The organism is Pseudomonas sp. NBRC 111140 (assembly GCF_001320885.1).
Taxonomy (GTDB): domain Bacteria; phylum Pseudomonadota; class Gammaproteobacteria; order Pseudomonadales; family Pseudomonadaceae; genus Aquipseudomonas; species Aquipseudomonas putida_P.
The window spans coordinates 1-17,854 of the sequence record NZ_BCBQ01000112.1; the positions used below are offsets into that span (position 1 = coordinate 1).

Annotated in this window: 19 protein-coding genes; 7 read left to right on the forward strand and 12 right to left on the reverse strand. The window is 62.5% G+C overall.

From position 1 onward, the window contains the following. Positions 1–33: 33 nt before the first annotated feature. Together APH42_RS25435 and APH42_RS25440 are read left to right on the forward strand one after the other, a co-directional pair. On the forward strand, positions 34–879 hold the full coding sequence (locus APH42_RS25435) for a MoxR family ATPase (RefSeq protein WP_012273667.1): 846 nt from the start codon (positions 34–36) through the stop codon (positions 877–879). 13 nt (positions 880–892) lie between these two features. Further along, positions 893–2,071 (forward strand): VWA domain-containing protein, encoded by a 1,179-nt coding sequence (locus tag APH42_RS25440; protein WP_012273668.1) that lies wholly within the window; start codon positions 893–895, stop codon positions 2,069–2,071. A 63-nt stretch (positions 2,072–2,134) separates the two neighbouring features. Here the strand turns inward: APH42_RS25440 and APH42_RS25445 are convergent, their stop codons facing one another. From APH42_RS25445 to APH42_RS25460, 4 genes are read right to left on the reverse strand one after another with little or no spacing between them, the layout of a single operon-like run. Further along, complete coding sequence (locus tag APH42_RS25445; RefSeq protein WP_060494507.1) at positions 2,135–3,052, reverse strand: biotin-dependent carboxyltransferase family protein; 918 nt, start codon at positions 3,050–3,052, stop codon at positions 2,135–2,137. After that, the gene (gene pxpB, locus APH42_RS25450) at positions 3,049–3,735 is read right to left on the reverse strand and encodes a 5-oxoprolinase subunit PxpB (protein ID WP_012273670.1); all 687 of its coding nucleotides are present in this window, start codon (positions 3,733–3,735) and stop codon (positions 3,049–3,051) included. The genes APH42_RS25445 and pxpB overlap by 4 nt, the downstream gene beginning before the upstream one ends. Further along, positions 3,732–4,511 carry a 5-oxoprolinase subunit PxpA gene (locus APH42_RS25455; RefSeq protein ID WP_012273671.1) on the reverse strand — a complete coding sequence of 260 codons (780 nt, stop codon included), beginning with the start codon at positions 4,509–4,511 and terminating at the stop codon, positions 3,732–3,734. Before APH42_RS25455 ends, pxpB begins: the two co-directional genes overlap by 4 nt. A gap of 9 nt (positions 4,512–4,520) precedes the next feature. Next, positions 4,521–5,807, reverse strand: a complete 1,287-nt coding sequence (locus APH42_RS25460; protein ID WP_012273672.1) for an MFS transporter — start codon at positions 5,805–5,807, stop codon at positions 4,521–4,523. 130 nt (positions 5,808–5,937) lie between these two features. Between APH42_RS25460 and APH42_RS25465 the strand changes: the two genes are divergently transcribed. Next, positions 5,938–6,849, forward strand: coding sequence for a LysR family transcriptional regulator (locus tag APH42_RS25465; protein ID WP_012273673.1), 912 nt, complete (start codon positions 5,938–5,940; stop codon positions 6,847–6,849). Between the two features lie 209 nt (positions 6,850–7,058). Then, entirely contained in the window at positions 7,059–7,580 is a 522-nt protein-coding gene (locus tag APH42_RS25470; protein ID WP_060494508.1) for a hypothetical protein, read from the forward strand. Between the two features lie 174 nt (positions 7,581–7,754). Here the strand turns inward: APH42_RS25470 and APH42_RS25475 are convergent, their stop codons facing one another. The 3 genes from APH42_RS25475 to APH42_RS25485 are packed head-to-tail and all read right to left on the reverse strand — an operon-like array spanning position 7,755 to position 9,571. Further along, entirely contained in the window at positions 7,755–8,276 is a 522-nt protein-coding gene (locus APH42_RS25475) for a DUF2937 family protein (protein WP_012273675.1), read from the reverse strand. A 9-nt stretch (positions 8,277–8,285) separates the two neighbouring features. Then, positions 8,286–9,059 (reverse strand): class II glutamine amidotransferase, encoded by a 774-nt coding sequence (locus tag APH42_RS25480; protein WP_060494509.1) that lies wholly within the window; start codon positions 9,057–9,059, stop codon positions 8,286–8,288. Positions 9,060–9,073: 14 nt separating this feature from the next. Continuing rightward, the gene (locus APH42_RS25485) at positions 9,074–9,571 is read right to left on the reverse strand and encodes a hypothetical protein (protein ID WP_060494510.1); all 498 of its coding nucleotides are present in this window, start codon (positions 9,569–9,571) and stop codon (positions 9,074–9,076) included. 92 nt (positions 9,572–9,663) lie between these two features. Here APH42_RS25485 and APH42_RS25490 point away from each other — a divergent pair, with 92 nt between their 5' ends. After that, entirely contained in the window at positions 9,664–11,706 is a 2,043-nt protein-coding gene (locus tag APH42_RS25490; RefSeq protein WP_012273678.1) for a S9 family peptidase, read from the forward strand. Between the two features lie 141 nt (positions 11,707–11,847). Here the strand turns inward: APH42_RS25490 and APH42_RS25495 are convergent, their stop codons facing one another. Continuing rightward, complete coding sequence (locus APH42_RS25495; RefSeq protein ID WP_012273679.1) at positions 11,848–12,126, reverse strand: hypothetical protein; 279 nt, start codon at positions 12,124–12,126, stop codon at positions 11,848–11,850. 132 nt (positions 12,127–12,258) lie between these two features. On the opposite strand from APH42_RS25495, the gene APH42_RS25500 reads away from it, so the two are divergent. Both APH42_RS25500 and APH42_RS25505 read left to right on the forward strand, forming a co-directional pair. Then, entirely contained in the window at positions 12,259–12,630 is a 372-nt protein-coding gene (locus tag APH42_RS25500) for a YajD family HNH nuclease (protein WP_003254676.1), read from the forward strand. A gap of 71 nt (positions 12,631–12,701) precedes the next feature. Then, on the forward strand, positions 12,702–13,172 hold the full coding sequence (locus APH42_RS25505) for an RNA methyltransferase (protein ID WP_012273680.1): 471 nt from the start codon (positions 12,702–12,704) through the stop codon (positions 13,170–13,172). 75 nt (positions 13,173–13,247) lie between these two features. Here the strand turns inward: APH42_RS25505 and APH42_RS25510 are convergent, their stop codons facing one another. From APH42_RS25510 to APH42_RS25525, 4 genes are all read right to left on the reverse strand, one after another. Continuing rightward, positions 13,248–14,738: an aldehyde dehydrogenase gene (locus APH42_RS25510; RefSeq protein ID WP_012273681.1), complete on the reverse strand. Its 1,491-nt coding sequence runs from the start codon at positions 14,736–14,738 to the stop codon at positions 13,248–13,250. 13 nt (positions 14,739–14,751) lie between these two features. Continuing rightward, the gene (locus tag APH42_RS25515) at positions 14,752–15,645 is read right to left on the reverse strand and encodes a dihydrodipicolinate synthase family protein (protein ID WP_060494511.1); all 894 of its coding nucleotides are present in this window, start codon (positions 15,643–15,645) and stop codon (positions 14,752–14,754) included. Between the two features lie 73 nt (positions 15,646–15,718). Then, complete coding sequence (locus tag APH42_RS25520; RefSeq protein ID WP_060494512.1) at positions 15,719–17,047, reverse strand: MFS transporter; 1,329 nt, start codon at positions 17,045–17,047, stop codon at positions 15,719–15,721. 183 nt (positions 17,048–17,230) lie between these two features. After that, positions 17,231–17,854: FAD-binding oxidoreductase (locus APH42_RS25525; RefSeq protein ID WP_156352905.1), on the reverse strand; the 624-nt coding region annotated here is incomplete at its 5' end.

A 17,854-nucleotide genomic window follows, 5' to 3' on the forward strand; every position in this document is an offset into this window, starting at 1 on the left:
GGCCTGTACAGGCTTACAACAGAGGACAAACCGATGAAGTTCGAAGGCACCCGCGACTACGTCGCCACAGACGACCTGAAACTGGCGGTAAATGCGGCTATCACCCTCGAACGCCCGCTGCTGGTCAAGGGTGAACCGGGCACCGGCAAGACCATGCTCGCCGAGCAGTTGGCCGCCTCGTTCGGCGCTCGCCTGATCACCTGGCACATCAAGTCCACCACCAAGGCCCACCAAGGGCTGTACGAGTACGACGCAGTCAGCCGCCTGCGCGATTCGCAGTTGGGCGTGGACAAGGTGCACGATGTGCGCAATTACCTGAAAAAGGGCAAGCTGTGGGAGGCCTTCGAGGCCGAAGAGCGGGTGATTCTGCTGATCGACGAAATCGACAAGGCCGACATCGAGTTCCCCAACGACCTGCTGCAAGAACTCGACAAGATGGAGTTCTACGTCTACGAAATCGACGAGACCATCAAGGCCAAGCAACGCCCGATCATCATCATTACCTCGAACAACGAAAAAGAGCTGCCGGACGCTTTCCTGCGCCGCTGCTTCTTCCACTACATTGCCTTCCCCGACCGCACCACCTTGCAGCAGATCGTCGACGTGCATTACCCGAACATCAGCCAGTCGCTGGTCAGTGAGGCGCTGGATGTGTTCTTCGACGTACGCAAAGTGCCGGGCCTGAAGAAAAAGCCGTCCACCTCCGAGCTGGTCGACTGGCTCAAGTTGCTGATGGCCGACAATATCGGTGAAGCGGTGTTGCGCGAACGCGACCCGACCAAGGCCATTCCGCCGCTGGCCGGTGCGCTGGTGAAGAACGAGCAGGACGTGCAACTGCTCGAGCGCCTGGCCTTCATGAGCCGGCGCGGCAACCGCTGACAGGAGCCGGGCCATGCTGCTCAACCTGTTCAATGAAATGCGTGCGGCCAAGGTGCCGGTATCGGTACGCGAGTTGCTGGACCTGCATCAGGCCCTGCAAAAGCACGTGGTGTTCGCCGACATGGACGAATTCTACTACCTCGCCCGCGCCATCCTGGTGAAGGACGAACGCCATTTCGACAAGTTCGACCGGGCCTTTGCCGCCTACTTCAAAGGCCTGGAAAACCTCGACCGGCATATCGAGGCACTGATCCCCGAAGACTGGCTGCGCAAGGAGTTCGAGCGCTCGCTGAGCGAGGAAGAACGCGCGCAGATCCAGTCGCTGGGCGGCCTGGACAAGCTGATCGAGGCATTCAAGAAACGCCTTGAAGAGCAAAAGGAACGCCACGCTGGCGGCAACAAGTGGATCGGTACCGGCGGCACCAGCCCGTTCGGCTCGGGCGGTTTCAACCCCGAAGGCATTCGCGTTGGCGAGGCCGGTAAACGCCAAGGCAAAGCGGTAAAGGTGTGGGACCAGCGCGAGTACAAGAACCTCGACGATCAGGTGGAACTGGGCACACGCAACATCAAGCTGGCCCTGCGCCGGCTGCGCAAGTTCGCCCGTGAAGGCGCCGCCGAAGAGCTGGACATCGACGGCACCATCGACCACACCGCGCGTGACGCAGGGTTGCTGAACATCCAGATGCGCCCGGAACGGCGCAACACCGTCAAGCTGCTGTTGCTGTTCGATATCGGCGGCTCGATGGACGCCCACATCAAGGTCTGCGAAGAGCTGTTCTCAGCCTGTAAAACCGAGTTCAAGCACCTGGAGTACTACTACTTCCACAACTTCCTCTACGAGTCGGTGTGGAAGAACAACCTGCGCCGCACCTCGGAGCGGTATTCCACCTTCGACCTGCTGCACAAGTATGGCGACGACTACAAAGTGATTTTCGTCGGCGACGCGGCCATGGCGCCCTACGAAATCACCCAGCCAGGTGGCAGCGTGGAGCACTGGAACGAAGAGGCCGGGTACGTGTGGATGCAGCGGTTCATGGAGAAATTCAGGAAGATCATCTGGATCAACCCGTATCCGAAGCAAGCCTGGGATTACACGGCTTCGACCCATCTGGTGAGGGACTTGATCGAGGACAAGATGTACCCGTTGACCTTGCAGGGGTTAGAGGAAGGGATGCGGTATCTGTCCAAGTGATGCAGCCTATATGGGCCCTTTTATGGGCCCTTTCGCGGGTTTACCGCGAAAGGGCTGGCAGCCTCACCGCCAACGGTCCAGGTAAACCTGGTGCTCCCGCCAAGCCTCGTCCTGCACCACCGCCTTGAACCGCACCACCGCCCCTGGCATGCACTGCGCCAGCTGCGCCAGCGCCAACGGCGTCAACGCCCCCAGCCGCGGATAACCGCCAATGGTCTGCCGGTCATTGAGCAACACGATCGGCTGCCCATCCGGCGGTACCTGCACCGCCCCCAGCGGTATCCCTTCGGAAATCATCGGTGCACCCTGATAGACCAGCTGCGGCCCCAACAGACGGATACCCATGCGGTCCGCCCGGCTGTCCAGTGTCCACTCCCGGTTGAAGGCCTCGAACAGGCTGGTACCGCTGAATTCACCGATCTGCGCGCCCATCACCAGGTCAAGTACAGGCTTTTGCGGGTACTGTGGACGCAGTGCGTGCGGCACCTCGCGCAGGGTTGCATCGCTGCCGGTGAAACTTAATGCCTGGCCTTTAGCCAACGCGGCACCCTGGCCATCGATGCCACCCAGTTCTTCACGGACCACCGTGGCACAACTGCCCAGTACATCCTCGCCCATGAACCCACCCGGTGCCGCCAGGTATGCCCGCACACCCTGCCTGGGCTGCTTCAGGGTCAGGCGCTGCCCCTGGCCCAGAGCAAAGCTGCGCCAAGGTGCGATCGGCTGATCATCGACGCGCGCGTCCAGGTCGGCACCGGCCAGCGCCAGCACACAATCCTGCTCCGCCACTGCACAAAAACCTCCCAGCGCCACCTCGACAACCGGCGCGTCCAACGGGTTGCCCAGCAGCCAGTTGGCCCAGTGCATCGCCACCCAGTCCAACGCGCCGCCCTGGGTCACCCCCAGGTGGCGTACGCCGAAACGCCCGGCGTCCTGCAACTGACACAACGGCGTACTGGCCTCGATCTTCAACTGCGTCATCCTTGCGCCTCCACATCACCGCCCAAGGCCAGGAACTCGCTACGCGAAACCGGCACGAAACGCACCCGATCACCCGGTTGCAACAGGCTGTAGCCCTCACGCTCTCGGTCGAACAAGCGCACCGGGGTACGCCCGATCAGGTTCCAGCCACCCGGCGATACCGCCGGATACGCCGCCGTCTGGCGCTCGGCAATGCCCACGCTACCCGCCGCCACCCGCTTGCGCGGGGTGCTCAGGCGTGGGCTGGCCAGGCGTTCGTCCACCAGGCCCATGAAACCGAAACCGGGGGCGAACCCCAAAGCAAAAACCGGGTAATCACGTTCGCTGTGCAAGTGAACAACCTCGGCTTCAGTCAACCCGCTACGGGCCGCCAGCACAGGCAGTTCAGGGCCGACACTGGCGTCGTACCACACCGGGATCTCATGTCGGCGCCCGCCGCCGCCGGCGTCGGGCTGCAAACCTTCCAGCGCCTGATCAATCAGTGCCCTCGCCTCGCCAGGCGGCAGGGCGAACTGCACCATCAGCGTGGTGTAGGACGGCACCAGGTCCAGCAGATGCTCGCCGAACGCTGCGCTCAAACGCTGGCTGGCTGCAAGCATCCACGGCATGTTGGCCTCGTCGATACGGTCGAACAAGCGCACCATCAGGCTGTCGATGGCCACCACTTCAATGCGCGCTTTCATCGCGGCTCCAAGGCATCGAGGGCCTGGCGTATCTGCCGCACCGCCGCCACCGAGCTGTCGTTATCGCCATGTACGCACAGCGTGCTTGCCTGCAGGCGCAGGGCGCTACCATCGTCCGCTACCAGTGTGTCACCACGGGCCAGGCGCACGGCTTGCTCCACCACCAGCGCCGGGTCGTGATGCACCGCACCCGGCAAGCGGCGCGATACCAAGTGGCCGCTGGCGGTGTAGGCGCGGTCAGCGAACGCCTCGAACCACAGCGGTACGCCGATTTCATCGCCCAAGGCCTGGGCGGCCCGGTTGTCGGCGGTGGCCATCAACATCAGCGGCAGGGTGCTGTCGTAGGCTGCCACGGCCTCCAGCACCGTGCGCAGTTTGAGCGGGTCGGCCATCATGTCGTTGTACAGCGCACCATGGGGCTTCACGTAGGCCACGCGGCCACCCAGCACTTTGCAGATGCCGTCCAGCGCACCGATCTGGTAGTGCAGCAGGTCGCGGATTTCCTCGGGGCTGCAGGCCATGGAGCGGCGGCCGAAGCCGACCAGGTCCGGGTAGGCCGGGTGCGCACCGATGGTCACGCCGTGCTCCAACGCCAAAGCCACGGTGCGGCGCATGATGCTGGGGTCGCCAGCGTGGTAGCCGCAGGCGATGTTGGCGCAATCGATGTAAGGCATGACCTCGGCATCCAGGCCCATGCGCCAGCTGCCGAAACTCTCGCCCATGTCGCAATTGAGTAGCAGGCGTTCCACCACGCGGTCTCCCTTGTTGTTGTTCATAGGCCTACCTTACCGCGCCAGCAGCTGTTTGCCGCGTGTTTCCGGCAGGCTCAAGGCGGCCACGATCACAATGCCGTAGGACACCGCAGAAAACACGCCGATACCCAGGCCCAGGGGCACGTTCTGGCCGAGCATGCCGATCAGCAACGGGAACAGCGCCGCAATGACTTTGCCGATGTTGTAGCAGAAACCCTGCCCCGAGCCCCGGATGCGCGTGGGGAACAGTTCGGTCAGGAATGCGCCCATGCCGCTGAAGATACCCGATGCGAAGAAGCCCAGCGGGAAGCCCAGCCACAGCATCACCCCATCGCTGACCGGCATCTGCGTGTACAGCAGCACGATGACGAACGAGCCCACGGCGAACAGGATGAAGTTCTTCTTGCGCCCCAGCAGGTCGGACAAGTACGCGCTGACCACATAACCCACGTACGAGCCGACGATCACCATGGCCAGGTAGCCACCCGTGCCCAGCACGCTCAGACCGCGCTCGTTCTTGAGGAAGGTCGGCAGCCACGAGGTGATGGCGTAGTACCCACCCAGTGCGCCAGTGGTCAGCAGGGACGCACGTACAGTGGTCCAGAGCATGCCCGGTGCGAAGATTTCGTAGAAGTGCGAAGGTGCCTCGGCGTTTTCCACCGACTTGGCCTCGCGGTATACCTCGGGGTCCTTGACCAGGCGGCGAACGAAAATCACGAAGATCGCCGGTACCAGCCCCAGCAGGAACAGTGCACGCCAGGCCTGCTCTGGCGGCAACCATGAGAACAGCAGCGCATAGAGAATCGCCGTGAGGCCCCAGCCGATGGCCCAGCCGGACTGCACCATACCAACCGCCTTGCCTCGGTCCTGAGCACGGATCACTTCGCCGATCAACACCGCACCGGCGGTCCATTCGCCGCCGAAACCAAAGCCCATCAAGGTGCGGGCGATCAGCAGTTGCTCATAGTTCTGGGCGAAGCCGCACAGGAAGGTGAAGAAGGCGAACCACAGCACCGTCAACTGCAGGGTGCGTACCCGGCCGATGCGGTCGGAAAGAATACCGGCCACCCAGCCACCCACGGCCGAAGCGATCAGCGTGCTGGTGTGGATCAACCCGGCTTCGGTGGTGGTGATGCCCCACAGCATGATCAGCGTGGGGATGACGAAGCTGAGCATCTGCGTGTCCATGCCGTCCAGGCCATAGCCGATCTTGCAGCTCCAGAAGGTGCGCCGTTGCTGTTTGTCGATGTCGCGGTACCAGGCGAAGGGCCCGGACGAAGGGGGGGAACTGACCTGCTGCTGCACGCCGGTGGGGTTCATGGATGCCTCGGCTTGTTGGTATTGTTTTATGGGCGACATAAAGCGTCGCGGCCTGGGCACCATTGTTCAGAGGCCGCGACGCTTGAGTCCAACGATAAAAACCGCCGGTCTGGAACAAGAAAAACTGATCATGAACCTTCGCTTCCTCGAAACCTTCGTCTGGGTCGCCCGGCTCAAAAGCTTCCGCCTGACGGCGCAAAAGCTGTTCACCACCCAGGCCTCGGTGTCCAGCCGCATTGCCGCGCTGGAGGCCGACCTGGGCGTAAAACTGCTGCTGCGCGATTCTCGGGGTGTCAGCCTGACCCCGGAAGGTGGCAAGGTGCTGGAATATGCCGAGCGCATGCTGGAAACCGCCAAGGCCATGAAGCAGTCGCTGGACAGCGACCGGGCCAAGGTCGGGCGAATTCGTATTGGCGTGATGGACACGGTAATCCACACCTGGATGAGCGCGCTGGTGGCGGAACTGACCGAGCGCTACCCACAGGTGGAAATCGAGCTGGTGGCCGACACCGCGCTGAACCTGCGCGAGCAGTTGCAAAAGGGTTTTCTCGACGTGATTCTGCAGACCGACTTGCTGCGCGAGCAGTCCATCCGCAGCCTCGACCTGGCGCGCTACCCGATGGGCTGGGTAGTGGCTGCCGGGTCGCACCAGCACCGGGACTATGCCTCGCTGGCCGAGCTTGGTCGCGAGCGCATCATCACCTTCTCGAAGAACTCACGGCCGCACCAAGAGGTGCTGAGCCTGCTGCAAGCTGCGGGCGCAGAAGCGCCGCGGTTGAACTGCGTGAACTCGGTGGCGGCGATCACCCGGCTGTTGCGCGACGGTTTTGGCATTGGCGCGTTGCCCCCGGCGCTGGTGGATGCCGAGCTGGGCCGGGGTGAGTTGGTGCTGCTGGAGGGGCTGCAACCGCCGCCGAGCCTGGAGCTGGTGGTGGCGTGGCAGACCGGGGTGGCGTTGGTGGATGAGGTGGTTGGGGTTTGTCGACAGGTGCTGGAAGCGTATGCGCGGGATGTGGGGGGGCAGCGGATAATGCTCTTCTGATACGACCAGCGTGGTTTTTGGACTACCGCCTACGGTTCTCATCCCGTGAATGGCTGCCACCCAAGTCCTGTGGAAACGATTGAACTGGCGGTTCCAGCAGAGAAAACGCCAAACTCCGCACCTGATAATTCTGCCAGTAGTAAATTCGGGTTATGCCGCGTAGTTTACCGTTCGTGCAACTACTGCACACCAGCGTAGAGTGAACGATCATGAAAAGTGAAAAGCAACTGCTTGAGGATCCATTTTACGGTGAGCCCAAAACATCCGACAGCCACCCCGGAAAGTTCAAAGGCAAGATGAAATGGCCACTCGGACGAGAAGCGCCTCTCAAACCTATCGATGTATATTTAACTATCAGTGATGCGAACTATTGGAGAGGTGTCGCCATTCTAGACAAACCGTTTGATCGCGTCGTCGTATCTATAAAAAAAGGACTTCCGGATGGAGTTTACTCGACCAGCGATTTTAACAATAATATTTTCGTCAAATGCATTTATGACGGCATGATTTCCGGCAGCATGGTTGGAACAGTAAAGTTTGATACAAAAATGGGAAACTTCAAGATTACCGATGTTTCTGGCAGTTTCGAGGCTGAGCACAGCAGGACGCCAGACATGCCCGCCCCCCTGAAAAATGCCCCTCCCAAAACAAACAAGGAAACATCCAAGTTCAAACTATCCTGCAATTTTGAGTTCTTGGATATTGCTAAATCATCCACGGACAAAACGTGATGAAATGCAGTTTCCTTCTCCAATTACAACATGGCTTTCATGCGACCGCCTTGTCCTGACGACTGCGTTCGCATGAGAGGCCCGGCCACGGCCTGCAGGTCATGGAGCCAGAGAGTGTCGCCGGCCCGACAATCTTGGCATCACTGCTAAAGCCCAGGGGGCGCTGCGCGCAGCTTAGCGCCAGCTTTCTTTCACCGCCCTGCGCCGCCCACCCAGGATCACCCAGCCAATCCCCAGCAACAGGCTTTCGACCACAAAGGCCAGCACAAACCCTGCGCCAACGCCCCAGCCAATCGCCTCGGGCACCAGCAAAATCTGGTAGCTATAGCCATTGAGGGTTTCTTCGCGCAACTGCGGGTCGGCCTGCACCAGCACATGCCAGGTACGCTCGGCCCACGGCCCTTGCAGCGCCTGCCATTCGTTTTCCAGCAGTTCGTTGCGGATCATCAGGCTTTCGATGCTGTTGGCATCACTGTTGAACACCGGGTCGTCACTGCTGCGGTAATGCTGCAGCAGCGCCTGCAAGTCGCCTTTGAAAAAGCGCTCAGCCGTTTGCCGAAACCCGTCGAGCGCCTCGCGCGACTCGAACAGGTGCGCCTCGACCCGCTGGCTATAGTCCTTGACCAGCCCCGGGACCTGAATGCCGGCCAGCAGGCCGAAGGTGAACAGCAGCAACCGCAGGTAACTTCTGAACATGCAGCGTCCTTAGCTTTGGCCGTGCGCCACGCATTCGCCATGGCGCCACAGCGCCCACTGACCCGGCTCGTAGCGGTGCCAGGTCTCGTTTTCGGTCAGGGCCTCGGTGGCGATCACCGTGACCACGTCGTTGGGGGTGGTTTCGGTATGAAAATCAACGATCAGGTCGACATCTTTCAAGCGTGCAGCGCCAAACGGCGCTCGCCGGGTGATGTGCACCAGCTTGGTCGAGCAGAAGCAGAACAGCCAGTCGCCGTCACTGAGCATGCAGTTGAACACGCCCTGCCCACGGTAACCCGCACAGGCTTCGACCAGCACCTGCAGCAGCTGTTCCACCGGTACCGGCTCTGGAAAGGCACTGCGAATGCGGTTGAGCAGGTCGCAGAAAGCCGCCTCGCTGTCGGTATCACCGACCGGCCGGTAGAAGCTGGCCTGGCCCTTGAAGTCGCCCAACTGGCCGTTGTGCGCGAAGCACCAGTTGCGCCCCCACATTTCCCGCACGAACGGGTGGGTGTTGGACAGGCACACCTTGCCGACGTTGGCCTGGCGGATATGACCGATCACCACTTCGCTCTTGATCGGGTAGCGCTGCACCAGGTTAGCCACTTCCGATTCGCTGCTCGCGGCTGGGTCCTGGAACAGGCGCAGGCCACGGCCTTCGTAAAAGCCGATACCCCAGCCATCACGGTGAGGGCCGGTGCGCCCACCGCGCTGCATCAGGCCTGTGAAGCTGAAAACGATGTCGGTAGGGACGTTGGCACTCATGCCCAGCAGTTCACACATAGGCGTGTCTCCGTTTACAGACGGGGCTCGACCCGGCCACCGCCACGCGGGGCGGCTGGGGGCGGGGCGTCACGGTAACGGTCGCCGCGCTCAGCGGCCAGCGGCGCATGGGCAACGACTGCATCATCTTCAACCGCTTGGCGCTTGGCGGCGGCTTCGGCCTGCGCGCGGCGCTCACGGGCGCGTTTTTCAAGCGGCCAGCGCAGCAGCACGAAGAGGAAATACAGGCCAAAGGCGATCAAGCCATACATGGCGAAGTCGGACACTGCTCGCCAGGCGTTGTTACCGACCTTGAAGGCGACGTCCAACGCGGTGATGGCAATGGCCGGGGCGAAGCTGTCCTTTACCGGGTCGACGATGGTCGGCGTCAGCAGCAGCACCGCCAGCACCACCCGCAGCGGTTCGCGCAGCCAGCGCCACATCCAGCCGGTGAGCTTGAAGCCCACCAGCAGGCAGCCCAGCGCGGCCACAGCGTACAGGCCCCAGGCGAAGGTGTAGTCGTTCTCGGTCATGGTGTTCGTGCAAGCCAGGCAAAGAGATGCCTATGATAAACACTTTTCCGGGCGCAGACAGTGTTTGCCTGTCCCCAGCCAAGAGATCACCCATGCCCAACAAGCCTCAGCCGCCCATCGCCCACGCCGATAACGCCGCCGACCCGTACGCCTGGCTGCAACAGCGCGACACCCCCGAGGTACTCGCCTACCTGCAAGCCGAAAACGCCTACCAGGAAGCCTGCCTGGCCGACCAGGCAGCGTTGCGTGAGCAGTTGTTCGAAGAGATCAAGGGTCGCATCCTGGAAACCGACCTGTCGCTGCCGTCGCCCTGGGGCCCCTACCTGTACTACACCCGCACCACCGCCGGCGACGAGTACCCACGTCACTACCGCTGCCCACGCCCTGCCGACGATTCGAACACCGTCGATGAAAGCCAGGAGCAACTGCTGCTCGACCCCAACGCCCTGGCCAATGGCGGCTTCCTGTCGCTGGGGGCGTTCAACGTCAGCCCCGACCACCGCCTGCTGGCCTACAGCCTCGACACCAGCGGCGACGAAATCTACACCCTGTACGTCAAGGACTTGGCCAGTGGCAGCGTCACGCCCCTGCCCTTCGACGACTGCGACGGCAGCCTGACCTGGGCCAACGACAGCCAAACGCTGTTCTTCGCCGAACTGGACGACACCCATCGGCCATGGCGCCTGCATCGCCACACCCTGGGAACTGACGCCGTGCAGACCGTGTTCGAAGAGCCCGACGGGCGCTTCTTCCTGCACTGCTATCGCACCAGCTCCGAGCGCCAACTGGTGCTGCTGCTGAACAGCAAGACCACCAGCGAAGCCTGGGTACTGGACGCCGAAACCCCGCAGGCGCCGTTCACCTGCCTGGCGCCGCGTGTCGAAGGCCATGAATATTTCCCCGACCATGGCCAGCTCGACGGCGAGTGGCGCTGGTTCATCCGTACCAACCAGGACGGCATCAACTTCGCTCTTTACCATGCCCCTGTCGCGCCAGTGCCAGGCCGTGAGCAATGGCAGGTGCTGGTGGCGCACCGCGACGCAATCATGCTCGAAGGCCTCAGCCTCAATGCCAGCGCCCTCACCCTGAGCCTGCGTGAAGGCGGCCTGCCAATCATCGAAGTACGCCCGCAGGGGCTGTCGGCCTATCGCGTCGAGCTACCCGACGCCGCCTACAGCCTGTACGTACAGGACAGCTTGGAGTTCGTCAGCACACGCGTGCGCCTGCGCTACGAAGCCCTCAATCGCCCGGCCCAGGTGCGCCAGCTGGAGCTGGCCACGGGCGCGCAGGTTGTGCTCAAGCAAACCCCGGTGCTGGGTGCGTTCGATGCCGATGACTATGTCAGCGAGCGCCTGTGGGCGACTGCGGCGGACGGCACCCAGGTGCCGATCAGCCTGGTACGCCGTCGCCGCGACCAGGGCAAGACCGTGCCACTGTACCTGTACGGTTACGGCGCCTATGGGGAAAGCCTCGACCCGTGGTTCTCCCATGCGCGCCTGAGCCTGCTGGAGCGTGGCGTGGCCTTTGCCATCGCCCACGTGCGCGGCGGCGGTGAACTGGGTGAAGCCTGGTACCGCGCGGGCAAGCAGGAGTACAAGCACAACACCTTCAGCGACTTCATCGCCTGCGCCGAACACCTGATCGCCAAAGGCGTGACGGCTGCCGATCGCTTGGCCATCAGCGGCGGCAGCGCCGGCGGCCTGCTGATCGGCACGGTGCTCAACCTGCGCCCCGAGCTGTTCCGCTGCGCGATTGCCGAAGTGCCGTTCGTCGACGTGCTCAACACCATGCTCGACCCCGAGCTACCGCTGACCGTGACCGAATACGACGAATGGGGCAACCCAGAGGAACCGCAGGTTTACGAGCGCATCAAGGCGTATGCACCTTATGAGAACGTAAAGGCCCAGGACTATCCAGCGATGCTGGTGGTGGCGGGTTACAACGACAGCCGCGTGCAGTACTGGGAAGCGGCCAAATGGGTGGCGCGGTTGCGTACGCGCAAGACCGACGACCACCTGCTGCTGCTCAAGACCGAAATGGGCGCAGGGCATGGCGGGATGAGCGGGCGATACCAAGGGCTGAAGGATGTGGCGCTGGAATATGCGTTCGTATTCGGCGAGCTGGGTATCGTTTGAGATAGCTAGGGGCGCTTTGCGCCCCTTTCGCGACACAAGGCCGCTCCCACATGAGTCCTGCGCGGTATCTGTGGAAGCGGCCTAGTGTCGCGATGGGCTGCAAAGCAGCCCCAAAAACCACCGCCACACACGTCTGCTATATCAATCATCATCCACCGCCGGTTTCGGCGGTTCTGGCCGCAACCCCGGCAATGGCTGGTCCTTCGGCGGCCCGGGCACCGGCATCGGTGGCAACAGCGGCGCCCCCGGCTGGCTGTCATAGGCCTTGGGCGGCGTACTCGGGGTTATCTGCGGGTATGGCGTAGGCGTCGGCGTACCGGGTGCGCCGGGTACCGGGGTAGTGAGCCGGGGTGGCGTGCTGGCGGCTTCGGCCAGGGGCCAGCCTGCCAGCAACAGCGCGGTGAGGATCGCGTGAAACATCAGCAACCTCCTGTCGGGAACCTTCCAACAGCCTACGCCTAAATCAAAGCTTTCGCCTGTCCGCCTGCCCTGCAAGCGCGCTAGACTCAATGACATAACCGTCATCTGCCTGATCAGAACAAAGGAAACACCATGAGCTCCACCTCTTCCGCCGCCGCCACCGCGCGCCTCGACCGCATTCTGGCCGACGCCAAGCGCGACAAGGAAATGGGCTACCGCGACAAGGCCCTGAGAATGTACCCGCACGTTTGTGGCCGCTGCGCCCGCGAGTTCGCCGGCAAGCGCCTGAGCGAGCTGACCGTGCACCACCGCGACCACAACCACGACAACAACCCGCAGGACGGCTCCAACTGGGAGCTGCTGTGCCTTTACTGCCACGACAACGAGCACTCGCGCTACACCGACCAGCAGTACTTCAGCGAAGGCTCCACCAGCACCCCGAGCATCGCCAAGGCCACTCACAACCCGTTCGCTGGTCTTGCGGGCATGCTGAAGAAAGACTGACCATCGATTTGCCCCCCGCAGCTACCGGGCAGCCCGTATAATCGCGCTTTTTTCGCGAAGGGCCCCGGTACGTGGCAAACAAACGATACAGCTGCATCGGCCTGTTCAACCCAAAGTCGGCAGAAAACGTCGGCTCGGTGATGCGCGCCGCGGGCTGCTATGGCGTCAATTCGGTGTTTTACACCGGCAAACGGTATGAGCGCGCGCGTGACTTCGTCACCGACACCAAGCGCGTGCACTACGACATCCCGCTGATCGGCATCGACGATCTGCAGCGCATCATCCCGCTGGGCTGCACGCCAGTGGCGGTGGAGCTGGTGGAAGGTGCACGGCCCTTGCCGGAATATACCCACCCGGATCGGGCCATCTACATCTTCGGGCCGGAGGATGGTTCGTTGAGCGAGGAAGTGCGGGGGTGGTGTGAAGAGACTATCTACATTCCGACCGAGGGTTGCATGAACCTGGCAGCGACGGTGAACGTGGTGCTGTATGACCGTTTGGCCAAAGGGCTGAATACCCGCTCGGGGCCCAAGTTCAAGTAATAAAAAGGCCGCCACTGCAACAGCAGGGGCGGCCAGGTGCTGAGCTCCGTCAGAACAGCACCGGTCTTGCTCGAATCACGAAGCGTTGATCCAGATGGTCTTCAGCTCCGTGTACTGGTCGTGGGCCCAGATGGACTTGTCGCGCCCACCAAAGCCAGACTCTTTGTAGCCACCGAACGGCGTGGTCACGTCACCTTCGCCGAAGCAGTTGACTGTGACCACACCCGCGCGGATTTCACGCGACAGGCGCAGCGCATTGCGCAGGCTGCCGGTGTAGGCCGAAGCCGCCAGGCCGTATACGGTGTCGTTGGCCAGCTCGATCGCCTCGTCGATGGTCTCGAAGCTGGTCACGCTCAGCACCGGGCCGAAGATTTCCTCGACGAACAGTTTGTTGTCACGGCCAACGTTGTCGACGATGGTCGGCTGCACGAACACGCCGTCCTCGGTTTCGCCCCCCTGAACGATGCTGAGTTTCTGCTCGGCAGCGTATTCCAGGTACGACTTGACCTTCTCGAAATGCGACTTGCTGACCATGGCGCCCAGGCGGTTGTCCGGGTCCAGCGGGTCGCCCAGCTTCCAGCCCTTCAGGTGCTTGGCGATCAGGCTCAGCAGCTCGTCCTTCACGTCCTTGTGCACGATCAGGCGCGACGAGGCCGAGCAGTTCTCCCCCATGTTCCAGAACGCACCGGCGGTGACGAACTGGGCCACTTCGTCCAGGTCCTCGACGTCGTTCATGACCACGGCCGGGTTCTTGCCACCCAGCTCCAGGACGATGCGCTTGAGGTTGGACTCGGCAGCGTATTTCAGGAACAGGCGGCCAGTGTCGGTCGAGCCGGTGAAGCTGACCATCGGGATATCCATGTGCCGGCCGATGGCCTCACCCACTTCGCGGCCACCGCCAGGCACCAGGTTGAACACACCGGCCGGGATGCCGGCCTCGTGGGCCAGCTCGGCCACGCGCAGGGCGCTGAGGGTGGTTTCTTTGGCCGGTTTGACCACAATCGAGCAACCGGCAGCCAGCGATGGGGCAATCTTCCAGGCCAGCATCAGCAGCGGGAAGTTCCACGGCAGCACCAGGCCGACTACGCCAATGGCTTCACGCACCACCATGGTGACGGCTGCGTTGCCGGTCGGCGCGGTGGCGTCGTAGATCTTGTCGATCAGCTCGGCGTGCCAGCGGAGCGTGTGGATGGTTTCCGGTACATCGACTGTCTGGCACTCGCTGACCGGCTTGCCACTGTCCAACGCTTCCAGCACGGCCAGCTCGTGGGCATTGTCCTCCAGCAACTGGGCGAACTTCTGCAGCACGTGCTTGCGGTCGCTGGGCTGCATCTTCGACCAAGTGCCTGCTTCGAACACACGCTTGGCAGCGGCCACGGCGACGTTGACATCGTTGACGTCGCAGGCGGCGACCTCGGCCAGTTGCTTGCCGGTGGCCGGGTTGGTGGTGACGAAGGTCTTGCCCGAGATGGCATCGCGGAATTCGCCGTCGATGAAGGCCTTGGTCCGCAGTTGCAGTTCGGCGGCGATGGCCGCGTATTGTTCCTTGCTCAGCAATTCAGCCATTTTTCCGGCCTCCTTATTTGATCTGGGCGATGGTGGCTTTCAGCTCGGTGACCACGCGCTTGAGTGCTTGCTTCTCGGCGTCATCCAGGTCGTACAGCGGCTTGCGCACGCCGCCGGTTTTCAAGCCATTCAGGGCCACGCCGTTCTTGATGGCCTGGACGAACTTGCCACCTTCCAGGAAGTCCATCAGCGGCATCATGGCGGCCATGATCTTGCGGCCTTTGGCGAAGTCCTTCTCGATCACGCAGGCCTCGTAGAGGACCACGTGCTCGCGCGGGATGAAGTTGGAACCGGCGCAGACCCAGCTCTGGGCGCCCCAGGCGAAGAACTCCAGGGCCTGGTCGTCCCAGCCGCACGACAGCTGGATGTTCGGGCGATGGATGGCCAGGCGGTGCAGCTGGGCCATGTCACCGGAGCTTTCCTTGATGGCGACGATGTTCTTCAGGTCGGCCACGGCGTCGAAGAATGCTTCACCCATGCTCACGCTCATGCGGCCTGGGTAGTTGTAGAGCATGATCGGCAGACCGGCGGCAGCGTCGACAGCCTTCACGTGCAGGGCGATTTCCTGCTGGGTCGGCAGCGCGTACGGTGGGGTGCCGACCAGCAGCGCGTCAGCCTTGATTTCCTTGGCGTGCTGGGCGAAGGCAACCGCATCTTCGGTACGGATGCCACCGGTGCCGACGATCAGCGGCAGGCGGCCGTTGAGCACGTCCTTGGCCTGGGCAGCCAGGTCGATGCGCTCCTGGGTGGTGTGGGCGTAGTACTCGCCGGTGGAGCCGCCAATGATGACGCCGTGGACTTTCGACTCGACCAGGTATTCGAGGACCTCGGCGAACGCCGCCTTGTCGATCGAGCCGTCCGCAGCCAGCGGAGTGATTGCCGGGGTGTAGATGCCTTCGAATTTCACGGTAGGTTCTCCAGTGCGTTGCTCAGTGTTGTGAAGGCCGCAACGCAAAGACGCTGCGGCGGGTTGTAGGGTTTCAGCTCAGCGAAGCCGCTTGTTGCAGGTTCAGCGAGCGGGTTTCCGGGGCCAGGGCAACCGAGAAAGCCAGGCCGACGAAGGTCACGGCAGCGGCGGCGTACATGGTGGCGCCGATGCCGTAGCTATCGAGGGCGATGGGCACCAGCCAGGTGCCGACGGCGGCACCGACCCGCGACATGGAGGTGCCCACGCCCACGGCGCCGGCACGGATTTCGGTGGGGAACAATTCGTTGGGGTACACCAGCTGCAGCACCTGGGCGCCACCGATGAACAAGGCATAGGCACCAAACAGCACCAGGATGAGCATCTCGTTGCCGTTGCTGAAGGCACCCAGGCCCAGCAGCGCCAACCCCGACCAGAAGAAGCTGTGCAACAGCGTGGTGCGCCGGCCGATGGTGTTGAGCAGGCGGGTGCCCACAATACAGCCGACCACGAAGAGGAAGGTGATTGCAATGGAGCCGATCGATGCCCAGTCACCTTTGAGGTTCAGCGCGCCCAGCACTTTCGGGGCGAATGCGTACACCGCAAACACAGGGATCACCGAGCAGGTCCAGAACATGGTGACGAACAACATGCGCTTGCCATAGCCGGAGTGCAGCAGGCTGAGGAACGACAGTTTGCGGGTCTTGGGCTCTTCCGGCAGGTTGCTCAGCGAAAACCCCTGGCCGTAGACGCGCTTGATCACCTCATCGGCCTCGGCCGAGCGGCCCTTGCTGATCAGCCAGCGTGGCGATTCGGGAGTACCCAGGCGGATGGCGAACAGCAGCGCACCGATCACTGCGGCGCTGGCCAGCACCAGGCGCCAGGCATCGTCGCCGCCGTGGCGAAGGATGGCCTCACCCGCCAGATAGGCAGTGGCGGCGCCGGCAAACCACAACACCGTCAGGGTAGCCAGGCGCGGGCCACGGTTCTTCCTGGGCAGAAACTCCACCAGCAGCGACGTGGCGACCGGATATTCGATACCCACGGCAATACCGATGGCGAACCGCAGCAGGAACAATACCAGCGCCGACTCGACCCAGAACTGCGCGACCGAAGCCAGGATGAACAAGGTCGGGCCAACGAAGAACACGCGCTTGCGGCCGAAGCGGTCGGTCAGCCAACCGCCGAAGAAACCACCGAAGAAAATGCCGATCAACGCCGAGGCGGCGATCATGCCCTGCCAGAAACTGGTCAGGTTGAGCCCTGCGGACATCTGCACCATGGCCACGCCGATGATGCTCAGTACATAGCCGTCGACGAACGAGCCGCCACCGGAGCGCAGGGTCAGCCACTGGTGGAAGTTGTTGATCGGTACATCTTCAATCGAAACATTCGGACTTGTCATTATTGTTCCTACCATTTCTGTTACATGCACATTTGCAGGGCGAGCGCGTCCGCGAAACTGAAAACCGCCTTCAGCCCCGGGTGATCGAACTGCGCATCTCGATCATCAAGTTCGGGCAAGCCGCGCCCGTGCCGGCCAACCAATGCCGACGTAAATGTTCTATTGGCCTAACTCAGCTGACGATCAGCTTTCTTTGCCAGCGCGGAACTGCCCCCACATGAGGTTGGCGTTCAGCCCCAGGGAAACCAGGGGTTGCGGCGGGTTTGCAGAGGGCCCGGGGGCATTGAGCAAAAACTCGATCAGCTCGTGCTTGTCGCCAGCCAGCCAGTCGGCCAGCAACTTGCCGGTAACGGTGCCACGGGTAACGCCCAGGCCGTTGCAGCACAGTGCACCTACAACATTGGGCGCCAACTTGCCAAAGAAGCCCATGTGGTTGCGCGATAATGCCAGTGCACCGCCCCAGGTATATTCGAAGTTCACATTGGGCAACATCGGGAAGCGTCGGGCGAACGATTCGCGGTGGCGCTGGACGAAGCGCTCCAGGTATTTGCCATTGCTGCGCCCGTCGGGGTTGTAGCTGAAGCTGTTGCGGATCAACAGGCGGTTGTCGACGGTGCGGCGCATGGTGGTGCCGAACGGGTCGGCCGGGATCACGCCCCAGTAGGGCTTGCCGCCAAGACGTGCCTGTTCGTCCTCGGTCAGCGGCCGGGTGATGCTGCCGTAGGTGAACACCGGCAGCATGCGGCCCTTGAGGAAGCCGAAGCTCATGCCGAAGGCGTTGGTGGTGAGCACCAGCTTGTCGGCGGT

What these genes read in the sequence shown, in the direction of transcription:
- APH42_RS25440 (WP_012273668.1), top strand. Translation starts at nt 893, where the DNA reads ATGCTGCTCAACCTGTTCAATGAAATGCGTGCGGCCAAGGTGCCGGTA.
- APH42_RS25435 (WP_012273667.1), top strand. Translation starts at nt 34, where the DNA reads ATGAAGTTCGAAGGCACCCGCGACTACGTCGCCACAGACGACCTGAAA.
- APH42_RS25490 (WP_012273678.1), top strand. Translation starts at nt 9,664, where the DNA reads ATGCCCAACAAGCCTCAGCCGCCCATCGCCCACGCCGATAACGCCGCC.
- APH42_RS25470 (WP_060494508.1), top strand. Translation starts at nt 7,059, where the DNA reads ATGAAAAGTGAAAAGCAACTGCTTGAGGATCCATTTTACGGTGAGCCC.
- pxpB (WP_012273670.1), bottom strand. Translation starts at nt 3,735, where the DNA reads ATGAAAGCGCGCATTGAAGTGGTGGCCATCGACAGCCTGATGGTGCGC.
- APH42_RS25510 (WP_012273681.1), bottom strand. Translation starts at nt 14,738, where the DNA reads ATGGCTGAATTGCTGAGCAAGGAACAATACGCGGCCATCGCCGCCGAA.
- APH42_RS25455 (WP_012273671.1), bottom strand. Translation starts at nt 4,511, where the DNA reads ATGAACAACAACAAGGGAGACCGCGTGGTGGAACGCCTGCTACTCAAT.
- APH42_RS25445 (WP_060494507.1), bottom strand. Translation starts at nt 3,052, where the DNA reads ATGACGCAGTTGAAGATCGAGGCCAGTACGCCGTTGTGTCAGTTGCAG.
- APH42_RS25475 (WP_012273675.1), bottom strand. Translation starts at nt 8,276, where the DNA reads ATGTTCAGAAGTTACCTGCGGTTGCTGCTGTTCACCTTCGGCCTGCTG.
- APH42_RS25460 (WP_012273672.1), bottom strand. Translation starts at nt 5,807, where the DNA reads ATGAACCCCACCGGCGTGCAGCAGCAGGTCAGTTCCCCCCCTTCGTCC.
- APH42_RS25520 (WP_060494512.1), bottom strand. Translation starts at nt 17,047, where the DNA reads ATGACAAGTCCGAATGTTTCGATTGAAGATGTACCGATCAACAACTTC.
- APH42_RS25495 (WP_012273679.1), bottom strand. Translation starts at nt 12,126, where the DNA reads ATGTTTCACGCGATCCTCACCGCGCTGTTGCTGGCAGGCTGGCCCCTG.
- APH42_RS25480 (WP_060494509.1), bottom strand. Translation starts at nt 9,059, where the DNA reads ATGTGTGAACTGCTGGGCATGAGTGCCAACGTCCCTACCGACATCGTT.
- APH42_RS25465 (WP_012273673.1), top strand. Translation starts at nt 5,938, where the DNA reads ATGAACCTTCGCTTCCTCGAAACCTTCGTCTGGGTCGCCCGGCTCAAA.
- APH42_RS25485 (WP_060494510.1), bottom strand. Translation starts at nt 9,571, where the DNA reads ATGACCGAGAACGACTACACCTTCGCCTGGGGCCTGTACGCTGTGGCC.
- APH42_RS25500 (WP_003254676.1), top strand. Translation starts at nt 12,259, where the DNA reads ATGAGCTCCACCTCTTCCGCCGCCGCCACCGCGCGCCTCGACCGCATT.